Origin of the sequence: Pelagibius sp. (assembly GCF_028289705.1) — a bacterium.
GTDB lineage: Bacteria > Pseudomonadota > Alphaproteobacteria > Kiloniellales > Kiloniellaceae > Pelagibius.
In genome coordinates this window covers 17,981-39,758 of sequence record NZ_JANQOI010000087.1, presented here as the reverse complement: position 1 = coordinate 39,758, position 21,778 = coordinate 17,981, and the positions used below count along the sequence as shown (strand labels likewise).

Below are 21,778 nucleotides of genomic sequence, written 5' to 3'. Positions count from 1 at the left end.
ATGGTCACCCTGAAACTCATCCTGCGCAATCGCCTCGCCGCCTTCGGCGGGATCGTCCTGCTCGCGGTCTGCTGCGTCGCCCTGCTCGCCCCGCTGCTGCCGCTCGCCGATCCGGATATCACCGACCCGGTCAATCGGCTGAAGCGCCCCTTCAGCGATGGCGCGCTGCTCGGCACCGATCATCTCGGGCGGGACCTCCTGTCGCGGCTGATCTGGGGCACGCGCCTGAGCCTCGCCGTCGGCATCGCCGCCGCCCTGATTGCCGCGTTCATCGGCTCGGCGATCGGTATCGTCGCCGGCTTCTACGGCGGTCGCATCGACGACCTGACGATGCGCGGCATCGATATGCTGATGGCCTTTCCCTACATCTTGCTCGCCCTGGCCATTGTCGCGGTGCTGGGCCCCGGCCTGTTGAATGCGCTCTATGCCGTCGCCGTCGTCAACATTCCCTTCTTCGCCCGCAACATCCGCGGCGTCACCGTCAGCATCGCCCACCGCGAGTTCGTCGACGCGGCGCGGCTGTCCGGCATGGGCCGGCTGCGCATCATTTGGTCGGAGATCCTGCCCAACGTGCTGCCGGTGATCGTCATCGCCATGTCGACCACCATCGGCTGGATGATCCTGGAAACCGCCGGCCTTTCCTTCCTCGGCCTCGGGTCGCAACCGCCGCAGGCCGACCTCGGCTCCATGCTCGGCGAGGGCCGCAAACTGCTGATCAACGCGCCCCACGCCTCCATCGTGCCCGGGGTCATGATCTTCGTCATCGTCATGAGCGTGAACCTCCTCGGCGACGGCGTGCGCGACGCGCTTGACCCGCGCCTGCGCGCCGGCGCCCTGTCGCGGCCCGCCGCCGCCACCCGTGTCGAGCGGCCGTCTCCGCCGGCCGCCGGGAAAACCGACGCGCTGCTCCAGGTCGTGGATCTGCAGACCGAGTTCCAGGTCGGCCCGCGAACCTACAAGGCCGTCGGCGGCGTCGATTTCGAGGTCGCGCCGGGCGAATGCCTCGGGCTCATCGGCGAGTCCGGCTCGGGCAAGTCCGTCACCGCGCTTTCGCTGCTCGGCCTGGTCGCCTCGCCGCCGGGCGTCATCGCCGGCGGTGCCGTGCGCCTCGACGGTGAGGACACCCTCTCCATGAACGGCGAAGCGCTGAGACGGGTGCGCGGCGGGCGCGTCGCCTACGTCTTCCAGGACCCCCTGGCCACGCTTCACCCGCTCTACCGGGTCGGCGATCAGATGGTGGAAGCGATCCGCAGCCATCGCCCGCTGTCGCGCCAGGAGGCCTGGAACCACTCCGTCGCTCTCCTCGAAAAAGTGCGCATCCCCAATGCGGCGGCACGGGCGAAGGCCTATCCCCACGAACTCTCCGGCGGGATGCGCCAGCGCGTCGGCATTGCCCTCGCCCTGGTGAACGATCCCGATCTGGTGATTGCCGACGAACCGACGACCGCCCTCGACGTGACGGTCCAGGCCCAGGTCCTGGCACTGCTCGACGAACTGCGCCGGGAGCGGAACATGGCGCTGATCTTCATCACCCACGATTTCGGCGTGGTGGCACAGCTCTGCGACCGGGTGGCGGTGATGTATGCGGGCCGCATCGTCGAGACGGGACCGACCGAGGAGGTGCTGGCGGCGCCGCGCCATCCCTACACCCGCCGGCTCATCGCCTGTGTGCCCGAACTCGGCGGCGGTCGGCGCGCGCTCTCAGCCATTCCCGGCCTGCCGCCGCCCGTGGATGCGCTACCGGCCGGCTGCGCCTTCGCGCCGCGCTGCGACAAGGCCCAGAACGCCTGCCGGCAGGGCGAAGTCGTGCTGCAGTCCTGCGGTATGCGGGCGGTCCGCTGCCTCTTTCCCGAAGGCGCGACCCCATGACACCGGCGCTGGCGGTGCGCGGTCTCGGCAAGACCTTCGGCGGCGGGCGCAGTCTGCTCGGCCGGCCCAAGCCGGCGGTTCACGCGGTGCGTGACGTGAGCTTCGCCGTCGCCCCGGGGGAGACCCTTGGGATCGTCGGCGAGTCCGGCTGCGGCAAGTCGACGCTGGCCCGTATGCTGGTCGGGCTCCTCGCCCCCAGCGAGGGCAGTATCGAGATCGAGGGCAAGGACCTCTCCGACCAGACCGGCGATCCGGTCGCCTTCGGCAGGCTCATTCAATACGTCTTCCAGGACCCGATCTCCTCCCTCAATCCGCGCAAGACGGTCCGCCAGATCCTCGAAGCGCCGCTGATCCATCTGCTGGGGCTCGACGCCGCGGCCCGCAAGGCCCGCATCGCCGAACTCTTCGAGGCAGTGAACCTGCGCAAGGAGTTCCTTGAGCGCTATCCGCATGAGTTTTCGGGCGGCCAGGCGCAGCGCATCGGCATCGCCCGCGCCCTGGCGGCGTCACCGCGCATCCTGGTGCTGGACGAACCGGTCTCCGCCCTCGACGTCTCGGTACAGGCGCAGGTCCTGAACCTGCTCGCCGAGCTGCGGGAGGCCTTCGACCTGACCTACCTCTTCATCAGTCACGACCTCGCGGTCGTCGAAGCGGTGAGCGACCGGGTCGCCGTCCTCTACTTCGGGCGGGTCGTGGAGATGGGCCAGGCCGAAAAGATCTTCACCGCGCCGCGCCACCCCTATACCGGGCTGCTGGCCCGCAGCGCGCCCCTGATTGGGCGCCCGCTGCTCCGCACCGAAGCGGCAGCCGCCGAGTTGCCGGACCCCTTGAACCCGCCGCCCGGATGCGCCTTTGCCGCCCGCTGCGGACGCGCGCAAGACGATTGCCGCGGCGGCCCACCCCCTCTGACCCAACTCTCGACGGACCATGAAACAGCCTGCCTCCACCCCCTCAACTGAGAACCAGCCCCTGCGCCTGCCGGCACGCGGGCGCAACCGCCCCCAAGCGGTGGCGGAAACCATCAAGGACTGGATCATCGAAAACGGTCTGGCACCGGGCGACCGCCTGCCCCAGGAACACCAGTTGATCGCCCACCTGGGGGTCAGCAAGGGCACTGTGCGCGAAGCCTTGAGGGTGCTGGAGACCCAGGGGCTGATCCGCACCCGCACGGGCCCCGGCGGCGGCGCCTTCATCACCGAGCTGGGGGCCGACCACGCCAGCGCACTGCTGGCCAATCACTTCTTCTTCAAAGAGATCTCCATCGCCCACATCTACGAGCTGCGCATCGCGCTCGAACCGCAGCTCGTGTTCGATCTCGCCCCCCACATCACCGAAGAGCAGATCGACGAGCTGCGCAGGCGCATGAGTGTCTACACCGCCCCTCCCGCCTCCATCGAAGAGGAGCGCCAGCAGCGCGTCGCCGAACTGGAGTTTCACGAGGCACTCGCCGGCTTTTCCGACAATCCCCTGCTGGGCTTCACCTGCGGCTTTCTCGTGCGGCTGCTGAAGGACCTCACGGTCTGCAAGCGGATCTACGGACAGCCCAATCCCGAACTGCGGGAACGCGGCCTCTCCTATCAGGAGCAGTTGATCTCGGCGCTGCGGGCCGGGGACGCCGACGAGGCGCGGGCCATCATGCAGGCCCACATGCGCGCCGCCCAACGCATCATGCTGGCCCAGGAAGCCCAGGTCACGAAGGCCTTCCTGACCATCGGCGACCGCTGATCGCCCTCATTCGAGAGCCGGCGTTTCCGCGAGGGCGTGCCAGTCTTCCGGCTGGTGCTGGCGGGTGGTGCCGCGAACCACGAGCTGGGTAGGGATGCGGCGGACTTCGTCGGCACGCCGCGGATCGTCGAGCCGGCTGTCGAGCAGCGCGAGAATGCCCTGCACCACCCGCTTGACCGGATAGTTCAGGGTGGTCAGGCGGAAGCTGCGCCGCGCGGCCGTAGGGATGTTATTGAAGCCGACGATGGAGAGCTCGTCGGGCACCTTCAGCCCGAGGGCGCGGGCGGTCTCCAGAGCCGCGATGGCGATGCTGTCGTTGCTGCAGAACACGCCGTCGGGGCGCAGGTCCCGCGACAGCAGGGCGGCGGCACCCTGGGCCGCGGCGGTGTCGTCGCGCCCCTCGATGATCTGGTTTGTCACCGTGAGCCCCGCGGCTGCGGCCGCCGACTTGTAGCCCTGCCAACGCTCCCCGTCGGAGAAGGTGGCACCACCGCGGCCGAGATAGGCGAGCCGGCGGCAGCCGACGCGCCGCAGCAGCTCGGCGGCCTGGCGCCCGCCGTCGCTGTTGTCGGCGAGCACGCAGTCCACCCCGGGCACCGCCATCACCCGGCCAGCGAGAATGATCGGCAGCCCTGCCCGCACGCAGAGTTCCGAGTGCTCCAGCGACATGGTGCCCGCCGAAACGACGACGGCGTCCGACTGATAGTCGAGGGCCTGCAGCAGACCGGCCTCGCCGGACGGACCCGCCGAGGCCAGCAGCAGATGGGTTCCACGCTCCGCCAGGGACTCGGAGAACTGATCGAGGAACAGGGCATCGAAGGGATCGTTCATCCGCCCGGTCACCAGGGTGATCAGGTTGGTGCGGTTGCGCACCAGGCCGCGGGCCAGGAGCGAGGGGCGGTAGCCCAACCGTTCAGCCGCCGCCATCACCTTCTCGCGGGTCTGCGAAGAGGCGGAGCCGCCTTCCGTGAACACGCGCGACACCGCCGAGGCCGACACGCCCGCTTCCCTTGCGACATCTTTGATGGTGACCCGGCTCATGGCTTGGTTATCGGCTACGAGCCGTTGATTTGCAAACGTTTTCTTACACTAACCCGTCACGAAGACAAGAGAAATTCATAAATCCTTCATTTGCCCGCAACCGTCGACCGGCCTAATGTGCAAACGTTTGCAAATTGACTGCGCTTGTGCGATCATCGTATCGGCGCTTTGAAATCCACCGGCGCATGCGGCTGAAACGCCCTCCGCGAGGCGCCGGGTGGCAAACCAGGGAAGGGAGAACCGCACAATGAACCGATTGACGACCACCGTGATGGCGGGGGCCATGGTCATGAGCAGCGCCTTTACCGGCGTGGCTCAGGCCGAGAAGCTGGTCATCGCCGGCCGCGATGGCGGTTATGGCGATGCCCTCGAGCTCGCCGTCGAAGCCTACCTGGCCAAGAACCCCGGCCTCGAGGTGGAGCGCCTGGAGCTGACCGGCGGCGGTCTGCTCGAAAAGGTCACCATTTCGATGCGCGAGAAGTCCGGCGCCTATGACGTGATCATGCTGGACGATCCCTGGGCCGTCGAGTTCATGTCCAAGGGCTGGCTGGCCGACCTGGACAAGCTGGGCGGCGGGGTCGGTGAGGACTTCGTCAAGCCGGCCCGCGACGTCTCCCGCTACCCGGTGGGCAGCGGCCCCTTCTACGCCGTCCCCTTTGTCGGCAACGTCGAACTCTTCGCCTATCGCAAGGATCTCTTCGACAAGTACAACCTGGGCCGTCCGGAAAGCTGGACCGATGTGCTGGCAGCGGCAAAGACCATCAGCGAGAACGAAGGCGGCGTCTCCGGCGCGGTGTTCCGCGGCAAAAAGGCCAATCCCATCGTCACCGGCTTCCTGCCGATCCTCTGGGCCCACGGCGCCCGGGTGGTCGGGGCCGACGGTGAGGCGCGGCTGGACAGCGCCGCCGCGCTCGAGGCCCTGAACCTCTATCTCGAGCTGAAGAACTACGCGCCGAAGGGCATCGAGACCTACAACTCCACCGAGGTGCGCGACGCGCTGATGCAGGGCACCACGGCGATGACCATCGAGCTCTGGCCCTCCTGGGCGCCGTCGCTGGACGACCCGGCGAAGTCCAAGGTTCCGGGCAAGATCGAGATCATGGCCGCGCCCGGCCAGGTGCAGGGCCCGGCGCCGATGCTGGGAAGCTGGCTGCTGGCCGTCCCGGCGGACGCCAAGAACCCGGAGCAGGCCCGCGACTTCATCGACTTCCTGACCTCCGCCGAGATGCAGAAGACCCTGGCCCTTGAAATCGGCATCCCGCCGACGCGCAGCAGCGTCTATAAGGACCCCGAGGTGATCGCCAAGTACCGCTGGTATCCGGCCCAGGTCGAGGCCCTGCAGAACGCCCAGCCGCGCCCGCGCATCACCCAGTGGAGCAAGGTGGAAGCGATCCTCGGCGACTACCTGCAGCTCGCCCTGATCGGCGAGATGCCGGCGGAGAAGGCCCTCAGCGAGGCCAACAAGAAGATCGCCCGCGCGCTTTCGCGCTGACGGAGTATCATTCGGCGTATCATTCCGGGGGGAGAGGGCGGCGGACCGCCGCCCTCTCCCCGCTTCGTCAGAGCGCGAGGGTCGGCCCGTGCATTCGCCGCGTTATCTCTCCCTGCTGATGCTGGCACCGGCGCTCTGTCTGCTGGCGCTGCTCACGGTCTATCCCCTCGGGCGCAGCCTGCTGCTTTCCTTCTTCGCCACCGAGTACGGTTTCGAGGGGGCGAGCTTCGTCGGCACCGAGAACTACACCTACCTCTTCGACGATTCCTTTTTCCGGACGGCGACCTGGAACACCGTCGCCTTCACCCTCATGGCCACGGTCAGCGAGGTCGCCCTGGGGCTAATGCTGGCCCTCATGGTGACCCGCAGCTTCCCCGGCCGCTGGGCGGTAATCCCCGCCCTGGTCGCCCCCTATGTGCTCTCCACCATGGTGGTGACCGCCATCTGGAGCGCCTGGTTCCACTATGACTTCGGCTTTCTCAACAATGCGCTGAGGGCCGCGGCGCTGCCGCCGGTGGAGTGGCTCTTCGATCCCGACCTGGCGATGATCTCCCTGGTCCTGGTGGACCTCTGGCAAACGGCCCCACTGACCTTCCTGATCCTGCTGGCGGGCATGCAGGCGATCCCGCTGGAGGTCTATGAGGCCGCGCGCATCGACGGCGCCTCGCCGAAGCAGATCCTCATCACCATAACCCTGCCGCTGCTGCTGCCCCACATCATGCTGGCGGCCCTGCTGCGCAGCATCGACAGCTTCAAGATCTTCGACAAGGTCTATGCGCTGACCGGCGGCGGCCCCGGGCAGGCCACCGAGACGCTCTCCATGTTCGTCTACCGCCTGGGCTTCCGCTTCTTCGACGTCGGGCTTGCCTCGGCGGCGGCGGTGATCATGGTCATCGTCGCCGGCCTGCTGGCCGCCCTCTATGCCCGCAACATCATCCGGAGCGGGTCTGATGTGGCGTAGTCCGCTGCACAGCCTGACGGTCTATGCCGTCACCGGCCTGATGCTGCTGCCCATCGTCTGGATGGTCGGCACTTCGGTGAAGCCGCCCATCGAATACGTCTCCGCCGAGGTCGACCTCTTCCCGGATTCCGTGACCCTGGAGCACTACCGGGAACTGATCGAGGACGATATCGCCGGCAAGGTGCTGAACAGCCTCATCGTCGCGCTCGGCTCCACCTTGGTCGCGCTGCTGGCCGGTTTCCCGGCCGCCTATGCCCTGGTCCGCCTCAGTTTTCCCAAGCAGCTCGACCTGGCCTTCCTGCTCTTCGTGCTGCTGATCAAGCTGGCGCCGCCTCTGGTGCTCGCCATTCCGCTCTATCAGGTGCTGCGCTCCCTGGGGCTGCTGGACACCCTGGCGGGGCTGATCCTGGTCTATCAGGTCTACACCCTGCCGTTTGCCATCTGGATGCTGCTGGGCTTCGTGCGCGACGTGTCCATCAGCTACGAGGAGGCCGCGCGGATCGACGGTGCGGGACTGCTGCAGCGCCTGGCCACCATCGTGCTGCCGATCATGACCCCGGGCCTGGTGGCCACGGCGATCTTCCTGATGATCTTGAGCTGGAACGAGTTCGCCTATGCGCTGCTCTTCGTGCAGACGCCCTCCAAGTTCACCCTGCCCACCTATATCGCCACCCTGATCACCGAGGACGAGACCTTCTGGGGGCGGCTGGCGGCCATCGGCTTCCTCGCCTCCCTGCCGATCCTCGCCATGGTCGGGGTGATCCAGAGCGCCCTGCTGCGCAGCTTCGGCGGCGGCCTCAAGTAGCCGGCGGCAACCTTGGATCTCCCAGCTCCAGGGGAAAGGTCCGCGGCATCAGCCCGGACTGGAACCAGGTCACGAAAGTGTAGATGGAGTAGACCGGCAGGTCCGTGGCCTTCCGGATGTCCGCCGCATAGGGCACCATGTTGGTGCACTCCAGGACGATGGCGCCGACGTCGGGATGCTCCTCCAGCAAGGCCAGCGCCGCGTCCAGGAGGTCGAGACGGCAGGCGGCGAAATCGATCTCCAGGCGATCCTCCAGGATGGCGTCGGTGAACGCGCGCCCGCCCTCGGTGCCGACGATGGGCGTGTCGAGCGGCACGCCGGCGGCCTGCAGGTGTTCCTCCGTCAGCGTGGACTTGGAGATGGTCAGCACCCCCACACGCTTTCCCGGCGGCAACAGGGACTGCACCAGAGGCACCTGCATCAACGCCGAGGTCGCCACTGGCACCTCGACGGCGCCGGAGACTTCCGCCTGGATCAGCGACAGGAAACCGCAGTTGGTGGTGATGCCGTCGACGCCGGAAGCGACGAGGTCTTGCGCCGCGGCGATGAAAGCCTCGGTCGTCCCCTCCGCCTTGTGGCGGACCACGCGATCCGGCGAGGCGCCGCGGACCACGCGGTACTGCACCGGAAACGGCCAGGTCAGGGCATTGCCGATGTCGCCGAGGATGCGCGGGAAGCGCGCCTCCAACATCAGGATGCCGACCGTCGCCCCATAGACGGGCTTGCCCCCGCGTTCGACCGTCATGCCGGGCTGCCCTCTGGCCTGCGTGAGTTGCTAGGAGACATAGAGCTGCGAGTAGGCGGTCCTGACCGCCTCCGTCGCCTCTTCGCTGCGCTTGGCGATGTGGTTGCGCAGCTCCCGCACCGCCCCCTCTTCGTCCCGCCGCGCCAAGGCATCGGCGATGCGCATGTGATCGGCAGGGGTGATCCCCCGCCGCTCGCTCATGTCGATCCAGCGCACATATCGGATGCGCGCATTGATGTTGGCGAGGAGGCGCTCGAACTCCAGGTTCTTCGCCAGTCTGACGAAACTGAGGTGGAAGGCTTCGTCCAGCTCCACCAGTTCGCGCGGTGAAGAGGCACTGGAGTAGGCCGCCTCGGTGTCCTTCAGCGATTGCTTGATGGCGGCGATCTCCTCATCCGAGGCCCGGGTCACCGCCAGCCTCAGCGCCTCGCACTCGATGGCCAGCCGCGCCTCGTAGAGATCGAGGATCTTCTGCGGACTGAGGGAGCGGCAGAAGAAGCCCCGCCCGTTCTCGAAGCTCAGAAAGCCCTCGGCCACCAGCCGGTTCAGGGCCTCGCGCAGCGGCGTCCGGCTGGTGCCGAGCCGCTCGGCCAGGGAGCGCTCGTTGATCTTCTCGTTGGGCTTGAACTCGAAGTCCGTCGCCAGCAGGCGGACCTGTTCATAGACCTTGTCGACGCTGCTTTGGCCCTTCGGTGCTGTGCTCTTGCTTGCCATATCCAATCCGAGACGCGGCCTGGCCGCCGGGCTCCCGCCTGACGGAGTCGCCTGCGGGAAGACGCCTTACTCGGCCAATCAGCCCGGTTTTTCAAGCCTTTCTATGGCGATCCCTGGCCGCCGTTCCCATGAAACCGCGCCAGGAAGGACTTCAGCCGGGGGTTCGTCGGGGCGACCATGACCTCCTGCGCCGAGCCCTCGATCTCGATCTGGCCCTGGTCCATGAAAATGACCTTGTCCGCGACATCGCGGGCGAAGGCCATCTCGTGGGTCACCACGATCATGGTGGAGCCCTCCCGCGCCAGGGTCTGCATGACTTCCAGCACTTCGCCCACGAGTTCGGGGTCCAGCGCCGAGGTCACCTCGTCAAACAGCAGCACCTCCGGCGAGAGCGCCAGGGCCCGCGCCATGGCGACGCGCTGTTGCTGGCCGCCGGAAAGCTCCCTGGGCAGGCGGCTTTCCATGCCGGCCAGACCCACGCGGTCGAGGAACTCCCGCGCCACCTTCTCGGCCTCTTGCCTGGGCTTTCTCTGTACCACGGTCTGCCCGATGGTGACGTTCTCCAGCACGGTCTTGTGGGCGAAGAGATCGAACTGCTGAAAGACCATGCCGAAGCGCCCGCGGAAGCGCGCCAGAGCCCGGCCGCGTGGCAGCCCTTTCTTGTGGCTGTAGTCGATCTCCTGATCGCCGAGGCGGACCTTGCCGGCGGTCGGCTCCTCCAGATGGTTGATGCAGCGCAGCAGGGTCGACTTGCCGCAGCCCGACGGCCCGATGATGGCCACCACCTGGCCGCTCTCCACCGCCAGCGAGACGCCGCGCACCGCCTCCACGGCCCCGTAATTCTTGCGGATGTCGGTCAGCTCCAGCTTCGGACGCCCGGGGTCTTCGGCGCTATTGGTCACGGCGCGCCTCCAGACGTTTGCCCCACTGGGTCAGGGGGTAGAGCAGGATGAAGTAGGCGACGGCAACGCCACTGTAGACCTCGAGCGGCCGGTAGGTGTCGGCGACCACCAGATAGCCGGTGTACATCATGTCCGGCACCGCCACGACATAGAGCAGGGCCGTGTTCTTGAACTGGATCACCGACTGGTTCACGAAGGGCGGGATCATGCGGCGAAAGGCCTGGGGCAGGATGATGTGCCGCATCATCTCCAGATAGGTCATGCCGATGGCGCGGGACGCCTGCCACTGGCCCTTGTCGATGGAAATGATGCCGCCGCGGAAGATCTCGGTGGCGAAGCAGCCCATGTAGAGGGTCAGGCCGATGCCGGCGGCGAGCCAGGCCGGCAGGTCGATGCCGATGATGATGGGCAGCGCGAAAAAGAACCAGACGATCTGGACCAGCACCGGGGTGCAGCGGAAGATCTCGACATAGAGGTGGATCGGGCCGGTCAGCCACCAGCGGTTCGCCAGCAGGCCCATGCCGCAGATCACGCCGATGATCAGCCCGCCGAGGACCGTTCCCGAGGCGTAGGCCAGGGTGACGAGGAGCCCTTTCAGCCACCAGGCCTCGTAGCCGATCACAACGGTCATGAAATCCCAGTTATACATCGCTTGCTCCTCTCCCTGCTTGTGGCGCCGTCAGAAGCGGTCCGGCCTGAAGGGTTCCAGATCCACGCTGGGCGGCTTCCCGGCCACCACCTCGGAGATCAGCTTTCCGGTGATGCTGCCGAAGGTCAGGCCCAGGTGGTCGTGGCCGAAGGCGAAATAGGCGTTGCGGTGCCGCGGCGAGCGTCCGATGGCCGGTTTGGAATCCGGGTGCGAGGGACGCGGCCCCATCCATTCGGAGCGTGTGGCGGCATCGAGACCGGGAAACAGCTTCTGGCCATGCTGGGCGGCGGTCTTGGCGTGGCGCATGTCCGCGGGCGCGTCCGGGGCGGCGAACTCGGCAAAGCCGCCGACGCGGATGCCCTCTCTCATGGGGGTGACGGAGATGTAGCGGTCCACCGAGAGGATCGCCTCGTTGATCTTCACATCCGCCCCATGAAAGACGGTGTGATAGCCCCGTTCCGCCTCCAGCGGGACATTGGTGCCCAGCGCCTCGGCCAGAGGACGCGACCAGACGCCGGCGGCGATCACCACGTTGTCGACCGCTGTGTCGCCGCTGTCGGTCTTCACGGCCGTGACCCCCTCGCTCCCGACCTCGAAGCCCCGTACGGCATTGCACAGGAGGGTTCCGCCACGCCGTTCGAACAGCGCCGCCAGGGACTTCACCAGGCCGCTGGGGTCCAGGGTCGAGACAAGGCTCGGCACACGGATCGCCCGCACGACATTGGAGGTGAGATTCGGTTCCAGCTCACGCGCCTCGTCGCCCGACAGCACATCCATCATCACGCCGTTGCGGCGGCGGATGTCGAAGGCATAGGCGGCGCCCTGAAAGGCCTCCTCGCTCTCGAAGGTAAAGAGAATGCCGGTCGGGCTCATGAGGTTGCCCGCCCCGGCCTCGGCGACCAGGGGATCGAGGGTTTCGTGGACCCGGTTCAGGAGGCTCTGGCGCGCCCGCGCGATCTCCTCGACGCGGGCCCTGCTGGTGTTCGCAATGAACTTCAGAAACCAGGGGGCGGCCCGCAGGGCGTGGCCCCAGCGCAGCTTCAGCGGCGCGTCCTTGTCGAGCAGCATGCGGGGAACCTTGCGCCAGATCCCCGGCATCCCCGGCGGCACGCAGGAGGCGATACCGAAGCAGCCGAGATTGCCGAAGGAAGCCCCCTCCCCCGGCGCCTTGCGGTCCACCAGAGTCACCCGGAAGCCCTCGTTCTGCAGGTAGAGGGCACAGCAGGTGCCCACCATGCCCGCGCCGATCACCGTGACCGTCGCCGGCGCAGTTGCGGTTGCTTGCATCGGGGTCGCCCCTGTCCTTATGCATGCGGCCCGGGAGTGCGCGGCGTCCGAGGGCCACGCACTCCGCGGGGTGCCGTCAAAGCTCCTACTTGGAGAAGCTGACCGAGTCGGGGATTTCGGTGATGCCGCTGTACTTCATCATGCCTTCCTTCATGCGGCGCTCGTTGGCTCCCAGCTCGTTGTTCCACTCGGCCCACCAGTTCAGGAAGTTCTTGAAGCGGGGGTCGAACTCGGAACGGATGCCGAAGTAGCCCGGCAGGGCGGCCCGGGGCTTCGGCGTGTTGAAGGTGCCGAGGCCCGGGTTCTTCTCCTTGGCGATCATGCTGGAGAGCACCGTGGTGGTGAAGGCATCGGCACGGCCCGAGGAAACGGCGAGGATGATCTGGGAGAGCTCCTTGAACTGGAGCTGAGTCGCCTTCGGCGCCCAGCGGTCCAGCAGGATCTGGTCCGAGGTCCCGGTCATCACCGCGACCTTGACGTCGGGATCGTTGTAGTCCTCCCAGTTCTTGCCTTCGAACTTCGGGTTGTTCACGGTGACCCACTCGATCCAGTAGATGGGACCGGCGAAGTCGATGGCCGTGGCCCGGATCGGGGTTGCCTGCATGCCGGCGGCGAAGTCCACCTTGCCCGTGGAGATGGCCAGCACCAGTTCGCTCCAGCCGCCCACTTCGACCATCTCAAGGTCGACCTTGAGTTCCTTGGCGACGTCGCGCGCCATTTCCACCAGGGCGCCGCCCCACTCCCCGGAGCCGGGGTCTTTCACGAAGTAGGGCGGATAGGTGAAGACAGCGAAACGGACCTCGCTGGTGCGCTTGATCCGCTCCCAGGTGGACTCCGCGTCCTGCGCGGAGGCCGTGCCGGAGAGCCCGGCGAACAGCAGAGCCGCCGCCAGAAGTGCTGTGAGCTTAGTGAAGAGATACTTCATTCGACTTCTCCCTTGTTGAATTGCGATTAGCTTCCCGGTTCTGCGTCTCCGCACCCAGTCCCCTATGCGGTGCCTGGCCAAGCAAGGCCGCCAAGGCCTCGACGCTTGCGGCCTCATGGATGGACGCCGCCGCCTCGGCGAGGCGGTCGGTCCGACTTTGATCGGCGACCTCGCCGACGATGCTGCGGAACTTGGTCTCGATCTCCGCGCCGCTCAGCGGCGATTCCGGATAGCCCCGGGCGATGTCGCAGCGCTCGCGCAGCTCCTGGTCGTCGGCGAGTGTGAGGGTGACTTCGCCGATGTAGAAATCGGGGAAGCGCGCTTCGAACTCGCCGAAGTCCCGCTCCACCGTTGCGCTCTCGGCGAGACGCGCCACCTCGGGATCGCTGAGGCGTCGGTCGTGGAACAGATCGAGGTAGGAGAGGCGCCCCAGCGCCGCCCGCACCGGCAGCACGTATTGCGCGTTGTGGCCCTTCAGCGGATTGCCGTCGACGCAATGCGCGCCGGCATCGGCAAAGCGCAGCCGGATGGCGCGGATGTCGCTGGAGGCGAGCGCGTGGCGGGACAGCAACGCTTCCAGAGCGTCCAGGGCCGGATGCAGGAAGGAGACGCAGGGATAGGGCTTGATCGCCAGTTCCATCACCCCGTCCCAAACCGCGCCCAGGCCGTCGGTCAGCGGCGCCGGATCGGCGACCCGGCTGTAGGCCTTCAGCACCGTGTGTCCGCCGTCGAAGATGCGGTCCGGGGCGCCGAACCCGCCCTGGGCCAGGAGCGCCGCGGTCACGCCGTTGCGTGCCCCCAGGCCCATCTGAAAAGGCCGCGCGTCCTCGCGGGGGTCGTCCTGCCAGGCCATCATGCCGGAGGTCTGGAGCGCCGCGAGTCCCAGGGTCCGCACCGTCTGCTCAGCGCTCAGCCGCAACAGATAGGCCGCCGCGGCGGCCGCGCCGAAGCTGCCGGCGATGGCCGAGGGATGGAACCCCAGGGCATAGAGTTCCCGCGGGTCCAAGGCCATGGAGACGCGATAAGTGATCTCGCAGCCCAGAGCGACCGCGGTCACCAGGTCGCGGCCGTTCCGCCCCTCCGCCTCGCAGAGCGCCAGGGCGGTCGGCAGCATCACCGCGATGGGGTGCAGGATCGCTTCGGGATGGTGCGGCTCGAAATCGGAGGCATAGCCCAGCGTGCCGTTGGCCAGCGCCGCGTTCACCACATCGACCTTGGCCTCGCGCCCGATCAAAGTCGCGCGGCCGGCCCCACCCTGGGCCATGGCGAAGGCGCCGATGCCGGCGCTGGCGGTGACCGAGGGATGGGTCGCCGAGACCAGCGTGCCGATACCGTCGAAGATCAGTTGCTTGCTGTAGGCAACCACCTCTTCCGGCAGCGTCTCCGGCGTCGTTCCGGCAATAAAGGCCGCCAAGCGGCGCGTGATCGGAGCACGGTCACTCAAGAGATCCATCCCCGAAGCCTCAATCCCGTGGCACCGGCAGCCCTTCACTGCGGGACCGCGGCACCTTGTTCTTGGCCGCGTGCAAACCTCCGGGAGATAGGATTTGACGCGGAATTCCATTTGGTATACAGATTGGCGCACAATTAGTCAACGTCCAAAGTCCCATCCACGACAGGAAGCGAACGGCGTGGCTACCAGCGCACAAAGCAATACGATGAACGGTGCGGAGGCGATGGTCCGCATGCTGGAGGCACACGGCGTCCGGCACATCTTCGGCCTCTGCGGGGACACCACCCTGCCCCTCTATGACGCCCTCTACCGGCTCGACCACGACATCGAACACATCCTGACCCGCGACGAACGCTGCGCCGCCTACATGGCGGACGGCTATGCGCGCGTCACCGGCAAGGTGGGTGTCTGCGAAGGCCCTTCCGGCGGCGGTGCCACCTACATCCTTCCGGGACTCGTGGAAGCCAACGAGTCGTCCATCCCGGTCCTGGCCATCACCTCAGACGTCGGCACCCGTTCGCGCGGCCACTACCCGCTGACCGAGCTGGATCAGGAAGGACTGATGCGTCCGCTGACCAAGTGGAACGCGGTGATCAATCATTCCGATGCGGTGCCCGACATGGTGCGCACCGCCTTTCGCAAGATGACGACTGGGCGGCCGGGCGCGGCCCATCTGGGTTTTCCCATCGATGTGCAGCGTGGCCCCGCTGATCCCGACCAGATCTGGGCGGACCAGGCCCATGGCGCCTTTCCGGCCTACCCCTTCGGCCCCGACCCGGCACAGATCGAGGCGGCGGTGGAGGCCATTCTTTCCGCACGCTTCCCGGTCATCGTCGCCGGCGGCGGGACGGTCATCGCCCGCGGCGAGACGGCGTTGCGGAGCTTCGTCGAGGCCCTCGACATCGCGGTGGCCACGACCATCTCCGGCCAGGGCACCATTGCCGAGAGCCACCCCAACTGCGTCGGCGTGGTCGGCTCCAACGGCGGCGTGCCGGCGACCCGCGAGCTGGTGAACAAGGCGGACTTGGTGATCTTCATCGGCTGCCGGGCGGGATCAGTGACGACCGAACTCTGGCGGGTCCCCAAAAAGGGCACGCGCATCGTCCACATCGACAGCGACCCGGAAGTGATGGCGTCGTCCTACAAGACCGAGGTCGCCGTCGTCTCCGACGCCCGCCTCGCTCTGGAGGCCCTGAACGCGGCACTGACGACCCGCAACGGCTCGGTGCCGGGTTTCGGTGGCGCCGCGGCGGTCGCGAAAGCCAAGGACCGCAAGTGGTCCGAGTTCCAACAGCTCGCAGCCAGCGCGGAGCGGCCGATCAAGCCGGAGCGGACCATCGCCGATCTGCGCCGGGTGCTGGACGACGATGCCATTCTGGTGGGCGACCCGGGCACGCCCTGCCCCTACATCTCCGCCTTCTACGAGGTCCGCACCAGCGGCCGCACGCTGTTTTCGAACCGTGCCCACGGCGCGCTCGGCTACTCGCTGTCCGCCGCCATGGGGGTCCAGGTCGGCCTGCCCGGCAAGAAGGTCGTGGCCCTGATGGGCGACGGCAGCTTCGGCTTCACCTGCGGCGAGTTGGAGACCGTGGTGCGCAAGTCGATGCCCATCACCTTTATCGTCTTTTCCAACTCGGTCTATGGCTGGATCAAGGCCGGACAGCGCAGCGGGTTCGAGGAGCGCTATTTCTCGGTCGACTTCTCGCGCACCGACCATGCCGCCGTCGCAGCGGCGTTCGGCGTTAAGTCCTGGAAGGTGGAAGACCCCGAACAGCTCCAGGGCGTATTGAAGGAAGCGGTCGCTCACGACGGCCCGACCCTGGTCGACGTCATCAGCCAACCCCTACACGAGGCCAAGGCACCGGTCAGCGAATGGATCGCGTAGATGGGCGATCATCGGATCAGGGATATCCGCGTCCATTCGGTCTCCGTGCCGGCCAAGGCGGTGCATTCCCACGGCAGCGGCGATGTCGCCGGCATCAGATCCGTTCTGCTGGAAATCGTCACCGACACGGGGATCACGGGCTGGGGTGAGGCCTCGCCCTGGCCGGTCTTCACCGGCACGGCGGAGGGCAACGCCGCCGCCCTGCATGTCCACATGCGCCCGCACCTGCAGGGCCAGGACCCCGTGCAGGTGGAAGCGCTCCTCAACACCGTCGGCAAGGTCATCGTCGGCCACAATGAAGCCAAGGCGGCACTGGAATCGGCGCTGCTCGACATCACCGGACAAATCAGCGGTCTTTCCGTCGCCGAACTCGTCGGCGGGCGTCAGCGTACGGAGATGCCGCTCAGCTTCTCCGTCGCCAATGCGGACTTCGAGAAGGACCTCGACGATATCGCGGCGCTCCATGACGACGGCGTGCGGCTGTTCAAGCTGAAGACCGGATTCGACGGCCATGCCTTCGACCTGATGCGCCTGGAGAAGCTGCGGGAGATCTACGGCGACGGCATCTCCCTGCGGATCGATTACAATCAGGGGCTTCCCGCCTTCGATGCGCAGCGCCGCATCCGCGATCTGGAGGCCTTCGCGCCGGCCTTCATCGAACAGCCGGTGAAGATGCACGAGCGCGCGGCGCTGGCCGAGATCACCCGCGCCACCGACACGCCGATCATGGCCGACGAGTCGGTCTTCGATCCGCGCGAGGCGCTGCTTGGCGCCCAGATGCGGATCGCCGACATCTTCGCGCTGAAGATCATGAAGTCCGGCGGCATCCGCCGCGCCCTGGAGGTCGCCGCCATCGCCCGGGCCGCCGGGATCGAGGTCTACGGCGGCTGCATGTTCGAAACCGGCATCGCCCATGCCGCCGGCGCCCACCTGATGGCGGCGGTTCCGGACCTGCTGCTGGGCTGCGAGTTCTACATGTCCACCTACTACCTGCAGAAGGACATCCTCGCCGAACCCTTCCCGGTTTCGGGAGGCAAGGTGCAGGTCCCCACGACGCCGGGTCTCGGCGTGACGGTGGATCGGGACAAACTGGCCAAATACCGGCTGGACCTCTTCGAATGACGGGCGTCACGCGCTTCGTTCTCTGCGGCTTCGGCAATGTCGGCGAGCAGATCGTCCGCAAGGTCCAGGCCGACGGCGACGACGCGCTGGAGATCGCCGCGATTGCCGCCAGAGACCCGGCGAAAGCGCGCAAGAAGGCCGCGGCCTTGGGCCTCAACGTGCCGGTCATCGCACCAAACGAAGCGCCGGACCATGCGGCCATCGTGGTGGAAGCGGCCACCTATGACAGTTTTCGCGATGTGGTGGAGCCCGCGCTGAAGGCCGGCGCCCATGTCATCGCGGTCAGCGTCGGCGCCCTGGCGGTGAATCTCGATCTCGTCGACCTGGCCCAGGAGCAGGGGGCGACGCTGCAGATCGCCGGCGGCACCCTGCCCGGCCTCGACATCCTGCGGGCGGCGCGGGAAGGCACCATTGAGGAGGTGCGGCTGATCTCCCGCATTCTGCCGCAGTCTCTGGTCCACGAGGCCTATATCGCCGACCACGGCATCAACCTCGACCGCGCAGAGTCAGAGCCGGTTCCCGTCTTCTCCGGCTCGGCGCGCGAGGCCGCCCGGCACTTCCCCCGCCACTTCAACGTCGCCGTCTCCCTCAGCCTCGCCGGGGTCGGGCTCGACAAGACCCTCGTGGAGATCCAGGCGGACGGCCGCCTGCCCGGCGCGCGCCACACCATCCGGGTGAAGGCCGACGTGGTAGACTTGGAGATGACCTCCCAGAACTTCCCCTCGCCGGAGAACAACCGCACCAGCCGCATCGTCGCGCCGAGCATCGTCGCGGCGCTAAGGCAACTTCGTGCGTCTCTGCGGGTGGGAAGCTGAGCCATGGAACTCTCCGACCACGACCGTGCGTTGCTCGACGGGCGGGACGGCCCGGTGCCGCGCCAGGCCATGGAAGCGCTGATCCAGTTGGGGGAGGCCTTCGATGCGCCGGACATGGTGGACATCGGCTATGCCCACGTTCACGCCGGCATGGCCATGTACCTGGGCGACGTGGAGCTGATGGAAGACCTGGCCGGGAAAGGCGCGCAGATGCGGGTACCGGTTTCTACCAACATCGCCAACGCCGACATGGGCAACTGGCAGGACACCCATGCCCCCGAAGGCCTGGCGCGGCTTCAGCAGCGCGCCGAACAGGCCCACAAGGCCATGGGCAGCGCCAACTGCTTCACCTGTACGCCATACTGGGCGGGCCACTGGCCCACCTGGAACATGCACATCGCCTCCATCGAAAGCGGCGTGACTATCTTCGCCAACTCGGTCCTGGGGGCGAAGTCCAATCGCGACGGTTTCTTCGCCGTCTATGCCGGGATCACCGGCCGCTATCCGCGCTTCGGCCTGCACCTCGACAGCAAGCGCAAGGCCACCCACCGCGCGGTCGTGGAGGCGAAGCCCGAAGGCACGACGGACTTCACCGCCCTGGGCTATGCCATCGGGGCCGAGGTGACCAACGGCATCCCCTGGATCGGCGGCTTGGCGGCGCGGCCCGATCTCGACGAGCTGGACGCCCTCGGCGTCGGCATGGCGACCTCCGGCGGCGTCGCCATGTTCATCCTTCCCGGCGTCACCCCGCCGTACACGGAGGACAGCGAAGCGGCGCCAGAGAACCTTCCTAGCCTGACCATCAGGGACGCGGATGTGCGGCGGATCTACGATGAATTCTGCACCGGCGCGGCGGAGGACTTCGACATCGTTCACCTGGGCTGCCCCCATGCCTCCTTCGAGGAGATGAAGCACTACGCGGCGCTGCTCGACGGTCGCAAAGTGCGCGACGGGATCGAGCTCTGGGTGACCACCAACCGCCACGTCCGCCAGATGGCAGCGGATGCAGGGCTGCTGGGTCCGATTCTCGCCGCCGGAGCGAAGGTGATCGCCGACACCTGCCCGATTTCCTGCCACTTCGCCCGCACCTGCTCGCCGGACCCCACGCTGGGGGTGGTTCCGCCACAGTTGCGGACCATCGTCGTCGACTCCGCCAAGCAGGCGCGCTATGTCCGCGACATGATCCACTGTCCGACCCTGCTGACCTCCACCGAACGGGCGGTCGAGTCAGCGGTGAGCGGACGCTTCGTCCCGCGGTTTTGAGGTCATGAGCGGCGCGCCCAGGGAATGGCGCGGCAGGGCCATCGTGCGCGGGCGCGCATCGGGGCCCGCCCTGCCCTCAAGGACCGCCTTTTCCTTTCTCGGCGATGCGGACATCCGCAGCGGCGCGGTGGTGGGGGAGATGAGCGATCTGCGCGGCCAGTCGGTCACCGGCAAGGTGCTGATCGTGCCGGCGACCCGCGGCTCCGCCGGCGCCTGGCGATTCCTCTATCAGCTCAAGCAGCATAACACCCACCCCGTGGCCATCGTCACCGACGACCTGCCCGACCCTTCCGTGGTCCAGGGCGCCATCCTTTCCGAAGTGCCGATCGTCTCCGGCATGGCAAAGCAACTCGCCGCGGAGGTCGCCGCTGGCGCCATGCTCGAGGTGGATGGCGACGAAGGCACCGTTCGCTTGCTGTGACCCGGTAGCGGTCAGAGGGTCTTGCCCGAGCCAGGCCAGCCCAGCAGGGTGATCATGCGCTCCGCCTCTTTCTGCACCGCCGGCATGGCGATCTTCATGAGGTCGAGGCGGTCGTAGATCGCCGCGTCATCGGTGAAGGCCTGGCGCAGGCTGGCGCCGAAGGCCTGGCGCAGCACCGTGCCGATATTGAACTTGCAGACCCGGGTCCGCGCCAGCCTGCGGATATCGTCCTCGTAGAGGCCCGAGGTGCCGTGAATGACCAGCGGCAGGCGCACCAGGGCTTCGATCTCCTTCAGCCGGTCGAAGGCGACGGTGGCGCCGGGCGCGGTCAGCCGGTGGACGTTGCCGACGGAAACAGCCAGCGCATCGAGCCCACCCTCCTCGGCCAGGCGGCGGGCCTCATCCGGATCGGTCAGTTCCGACCTGATATGGTCGCGGCCCTCGGCATAGGGCACCGAGCCGATCTCCGCCTCCACCGACACGCTCCGGGCACGGGCATAGGCGACCACCCGCTTGACGGCGGCGATGTTCTCTTCGAGCGGCAGTTGGGAGCCGTCGATCATGACCGAGCTGAATCCCAGATCGATGGCATCCATGACATCGTCCACCGCATAGGTGTGATCGAGATGGACGCAGACCGGCACCCGCGCCTCCTCGGCCAAACCGCGGAACAGCTCCGCCACCATCTTCACCGGCATGAACTGCCGCAGGTCCAGGTTGGCCGAAAGGATCACCGGCGCTTCCAGCCGTTCCGCGGCCTGCACCACGGCGCGGGCGTCTTCGTAGCCGAAGACGTTGAAGCAGCCTACGGCGTAGCGGCCTTCCAGCGCCGGCTGGAGGATTTCTGAGAGATTGACCAGCATCTACTTGAACTTGGCGATCATGTCCTTGATGCCCGGGATGGTTTCCACCTGATAGGCGTGTTCAGGCTGGAAGTTCTGCACCAGCGGACGCTGCGACAGTCCCCCGAGGATGGTGAAGTAGTACATCTCGTATCCGGGCGCCGCGACACTCGGGTGATAGCCGCCGTCGATGACGAAGGTGGAGCCGTTCTTCACGTGATAGCACTGCCCGAACTCCTCGCCCTCGCGCTGATGGAACTGCGCGCCGAAGCCCCAGTCCGGGTTGAAGCGGAAGTTGTAGACCTCGTCGTGGCGGGTCTCGTCGGGCAGCGCGTCGTTCTCGTGTTTGTGGGAGGGAAAGCCCGACCAGCCGCCGGCGCCGACGGTGAACAGCTCGCTGACCAGAAGCCGCCCCACCCGACCGGCCTGCTTCTGGCCGAGGATGTGTTTGATCTTGCGGTGGGTCTTGGTCTCGTCGGAGCCGTACTGCACCGGGTCGATCTCGTTCGAGCGCACGGCGAAGGGCTCCAACACCTCGTCGAACCTAGCGCCGGCGATGAAGACCTCGGTGTCTTCCGACACGCAGGTGAAGCCGGCCTCCCGCCCGCTGGGCACGTAAACGCCGGAGGGATCGCCCTCCCAGATCGAGGCGCGGTCGCCCAGCGCTTCGAAGTGCTGGTTGCCGACGCTCACATCGATGGTGCCGTGGGCCGGCACGCAACAGGTCTCGTAGCCTTCGACGGCATAGTCGAAGCGCTCCCCCTGCTTCAGCTTGACGATGTTCATATAGACCAGGGGCACCCGCTCATGGTCGGCGCCGATGATCGGATCGTTCCGGTTGTCGTAGGGCTGGATGTGCATC

General features: G+C 67.1%; 21 protein-coding genes. 11 read left to right on the top strand and 10 right to left on the bottom strand.

Annotated elements, in window-relative coordinates; all coding sequences use genetic code 11:
* The 3 genes from Q0996_RS10875 to Q0996_RS10865 are packed head-to-tail and all read left to right on the top strand — an operon-like array spanning window position 1 to window position 3,594.
* Window positions 1–1,869 carry a dipeptide/oligopeptide/nickel ABC transporter permease/ATP-binding protein gene (locus tag Q0996_RS10875; RefSeq protein WP_299618959.1) on the top strand — a complete coding sequence of 623 codons (1,869 nt, stop codon included), beginning with the start codon at window positions 1–3 and terminating at the stop codon, window positions 1,867–1,869.
* Window positions 1,866–2,828, top strand: a complete 963-nt coding sequence (locus Q0996_RS10870; protein ID WP_299618957.1) for an ABC transporter ATP-binding protein — start codon at window positions 1,866–1,868, stop codon at window positions 2,826–2,828. The genes Q0996_RS10875 and Q0996_RS10870 overlap by 4 nt, the downstream gene beginning before the upstream one ends.
* Entirely contained in the window at window positions 2,797–3,594 is a 798-nt protein-coding gene (locus Q0996_RS10865) for a FadR/GntR family transcriptional regulator (protein ID WP_299618955.1), read from the top strand. Before Q0996_RS10870 ends, Q0996_RS10865 begins: the two co-directional genes overlap by 32 nt.
* Before the next feature lie 6 nt (window positions 3,595–3,600).
* Here Q0996_RS10865 and Q0996_RS10860 read toward each other — a convergent pair whose 3' ends face one another.
* Window positions 3,601–4,635 carry a LacI family DNA-binding transcriptional regulator gene (locus Q0996_RS10860; protein WP_299618953.1) on the bottom strand — a complete coding sequence of 345 codons (1,035 nt, stop codon included), beginning with the start codon at window positions 4,633–4,635 and terminating at the stop codon, window positions 3,601–3,603.
* A 247-nt stretch (window positions 4,636–4,882) separates the two neighbouring features.
* Between Q0996_RS10860 and Q0996_RS10855 the strand changes: the two genes are divergently transcribed.
* From Q0996_RS10855 to Q0996_RS10845, 3 genes are all read left to right on the top strand, one after another.
* Entirely contained in the window at window positions 4,883–6,127 is a 1,245-nt protein-coding gene (locus Q0996_RS10855; protein ID WP_299618951.1) for an ABC transporter substrate-binding protein, read from the top strand.
* Window positions 6,128–6,215: 88 nt separating this feature from the next.
* On the top strand, window positions 6,216–7,088 hold the full coding sequence (locus Q0996_RS10850; RefSeq protein ID WP_299618948.1) for a carbohydrate ABC transporter permease: 873 nt from the start codon (window positions 6,216–6,218) through the stop codon (window positions 7,086–7,088).
* Entirely contained in the window at window positions 7,078–7,893 is an 816-nt protein-coding gene (locus Q0996_RS10845) for a carbohydrate ABC transporter permease (RefSeq protein ID WP_299618945.1), read from the top strand. Before Q0996_RS10850 ends, Q0996_RS10845 begins: the two co-directional genes overlap by 11 nt.
* Here Q0996_RS10845 and Q0996_RS10840 read toward each other — a convergent pair.
* The 7 genes from Q0996_RS10840 to Q0996_RS10810 form a co-directional block, all read right to left on the bottom strand.
* Window positions 7,886–8,638 (bottom strand): aspartate/glutamate racemase family protein, encoded by a 753-nt coding sequence (locus Q0996_RS10840; RefSeq protein ID WP_299618942.1) that lies wholly within the window; start codon window positions 8,636–8,638, stop codon window positions 7,886–7,888. The two genes, Q0996_RS10845 and Q0996_RS10840, sit on opposite strands and share 8 nt — an antisense overlap.
* Before the next feature lie 30 nt (window positions 8,639–8,668).
* Window positions 8,669–9,352 (bottom strand): GntR family transcriptional regulator, encoded by a 684-nt coding sequence (locus Q0996_RS10835; protein ID WP_299618939.1) that lies wholly within the window; start codon window positions 9,350–9,352, stop codon window positions 8,669–8,671.
* A 101-nt stretch (window positions 9,353–9,453) separates the two neighbouring features.
* Window positions 9,454–10,218, bottom strand: a complete 765-nt coding sequence (locus tag Q0996_RS10830) for an amino acid ABC transporter ATP-binding protein (RefSeq protein ID WP_367575665.1) — start codon at window positions 10,216–10,218, stop codon at window positions 9,454–9,456.
* Between the two features lie 25 nt (window positions 10,219–10,243).
* Entirely contained in the window at window positions 10,244–10,903 is a 660-nt protein-coding gene (locus tag Q0996_RS10825; protein WP_299618934.1) for an amino acid ABC transporter permease, read from the bottom strand.
* A 30-nt stretch (window positions 10,904–10,933) separates the two neighbouring features.
* Window positions 10,934–12,190 carry an FAD-binding oxidoreductase gene (locus Q0996_RS10820; protein ID WP_299618931.1) on the bottom strand — a complete coding sequence of 419 codons (1,257 nt, stop codon included), beginning with the start codon at window positions 12,188–12,190 and terminating at the stop codon, window positions 10,934–10,936.
* 85 nt (window positions 12,191–12,275) lie between these two features.
* Window positions 12,276–13,115, bottom strand: a complete 840-nt coding sequence (locus tag Q0996_RS10815; protein ID WP_299618928.1) for a transporter substrate-binding domain-containing protein — start codon at window positions 13,113–13,115, stop codon at window positions 12,276–12,278.
* The gene (locus Q0996_RS10810) at window positions 13,096–14,559 is read right to left on the bottom strand and encodes an MmgE/PrpD family protein (protein WP_299618925.1); all 1,464 of its coding nucleotides are present in this window, start codon (window positions 14,557–14,559) and stop codon (window positions 13,096–13,098) included. The genes Q0996_RS10815 and Q0996_RS10810 overlap by 20 nt, the downstream gene beginning before the upstream one ends.
* Window positions 14,560–14,746: 187 nt before the next feature.
* Here Q0996_RS10810 and Q0996_RS10805 point away from each other — a divergent pair, with 187 nt between their 5' ends.
* From Q0996_RS10805 to Q0996_RS10785, 5 genes are read left to right on the top strand one after another with little or no spacing between them, the layout of a single operon-like run.
* A complete protein-coding gene (locus tag Q0996_RS10805) occupies window positions 14,747–16,453 on the top strand; it encodes a thiamine pyrophosphate-binding protein (RefSeq protein ID WP_299618923.1) in 1,707 nt (568 codons plus the stop codon).
* The gene (locus tag Q0996_RS10800) at window positions 16,454–17,575 is read left to right on the top strand and encodes an enolase C-terminal domain-like protein (protein WP_299618921.1); all 1,122 of its coding nucleotides are present in this window, start codon (window positions 16,454–16,456) and stop codon (window positions 17,573–17,575) included.
* Complete coding sequence (locus Q0996_RS10795) at window positions 17,572–18,390, top strand: aspartate dehydrogenase domain-containing protein (protein ID WP_299618918.1); 819 nt, start codon at window positions 17,572–17,574, stop codon at window positions 18,388–18,390. Before Q0996_RS10800 ends, Q0996_RS10795 begins: the two co-directional genes overlap by 4 nt.
* 3 nt (window positions 18,391–18,393) lie before the next feature.
* Window positions 18,394–19,653: an aconitase X catalytic domain-containing protein gene (locus Q0996_RS10790; protein ID WP_299618915.1), complete on the top strand. Its 1,260-nt coding sequence runs from the start codon at window positions 18,394–18,396 to the stop codon at window positions 19,651–19,653.
* Between the two features lie 4 nt (window positions 19,654–19,657).
* On the top strand, window positions 19,658–20,074 hold the full coding sequence (locus Q0996_RS10785; protein WP_299618912.1) for a DUF126 domain-containing protein: 417 nt from the start codon (window positions 19,658–19,660) through the stop codon (window positions 20,072–20,074).
* An 11-nt stretch (window positions 20,075–20,085) separates the two neighbouring features.
* Here Q0996_RS10785 and Q0996_RS10780 read toward each other — a convergent pair whose 3' ends face one another.
* Both Q0996_RS10780 and Q0996_RS10775 read right to left on the bottom strand, forming a co-directional pair.
* The gene (locus Q0996_RS10780) at window positions 20,086–20,937 is read right to left on the bottom strand and encodes a class II fructose-bisphosphate aldolase (RefSeq protein WP_299618909.1); all 852 of its coding nucleotides are present in this window, start codon (window positions 20,935–20,937) and stop codon (window positions 20,086–20,088) included.
* Entirely contained in the window at window positions 20,938–21,777 is an 840-nt protein-coding gene (locus tag Q0996_RS10775) for a 5-deoxy-glucuronate isomerase (protein WP_299618906.1), read from the bottom strand.
* Window position 21,778 lies beyond the last annotated feature (1 nt).

Coding starts and splice junctions, on each gene's coding strand:
- Q0996_RS10875 (WP_299618959.1), top strand. CDS start 1: ATGGTCACCCTGAAACTCATCCTGCGCAATCGCCTCGCCGCCTTCGGC.
- Q0996_RS10870 (WP_299618957.1), top strand. CDS start 1,866: ATGACACCGGCGCTGGCGGTGCGCGGTCTCGGCAAGACCTTCGGCGGC.
- Q0996_RS10865 (WP_299618955.1), top strand. CDS start 2,797: ATGAAACAGCCTGCCTCCACCCCCTCAACTGAGAACCAGCCCCTGCGC.
- Q0996_RS10860 (WP_299618953.1), bottom strand. CDS start 4,635: ATGAGCCGGGTCACCATCAAAGATGTCGCAAGGGAAGCGGGCGTGTCG.
- Q0996_RS10855 (WP_299618951.1), top strand. CDS start 4,883: ATGAACCGATTGACGACCACCGTGATGGCGGGGGCCATGGTCATGAGC.
- Q0996_RS10845 (WP_299618945.1), top strand. CDS start 7,078: ATGTGGCGTAGTCCGCTGCACAGCCTGACGGTCTATGCCGTCACCGGC.
- Q0996_RS10840 (WP_299618942.1), bottom strand. CDS start 8,638: ATGACGGTCGAACGCGGGGGCAAGCCCGTCTATGGGGCGACGGTCGGC.
- Q0996_RS10835 (WP_299618939.1), bottom strand. CDS start 9,352: ATGGCAAGCAAGAGCACAGCACCGAAGGGCCAAAGCAGCGTCGACAAG.
- Q0996_RS10825 (WP_299618934.1), bottom strand. CDS start 10,903: ATGTATAACTGGGATTTCATGACCGTTGTGATCGGCTACGAGGCCTGG.
- Q0996_RS10820 (WP_299618931.1), bottom strand. CDS start 12,190: ATGCAAGCAACCGCAACTGCGCCGGCGACGGTCACGGTGATCGGCGCG.
- Q0996_RS10815 (WP_299618928.1), bottom strand. CDS start 13,115: ATGAAGTATCTCTTCACTAAGCTCACAGCACTTCTGGCGGCGGCTCTG.
- Q0996_RS10800 (WP_299618921.1), top strand. CDS start 16,454: ATGGGCGATCATCGGATCAGGGATATCCGCGTCCATTCGGTCTCCGTG.
- Q0996_RS10795 (WP_299618918.1), top strand. CDS start 17,572: ATGACGGGCGTCACGCGCTTCGTTCTCTGCGGCTTCGGCAATGTCGGC.
- Q0996_RS10790 (WP_299618915.1), top strand. CDS start 18,394: ATGGAACTCTCCGACCACGACCGTGCGTTGCTCGACGGGCGGGACGGC.
- Q0996_RS10785 (WP_299618912.1), top strand. CDS start 19,658: ATGAGCGGCGCGCCCAGGGAATGGCGCGGCAGGGCCATCGTGCGCGGG.
- Q0996_RS10780 (WP_299618909.1), bottom strand. CDS start 20,937: ATGCTGGTCAATCTCTCAGAAATCCTCCAGCCGGCGCTGGAAGGCCGC.
- Q0996_RS10775 (WP_299618906.1), bottom strand. CDS start 21,777: ATGCACATCCAGCCCTACGACAACCGGAACGATCCGATCATCGGCGCC.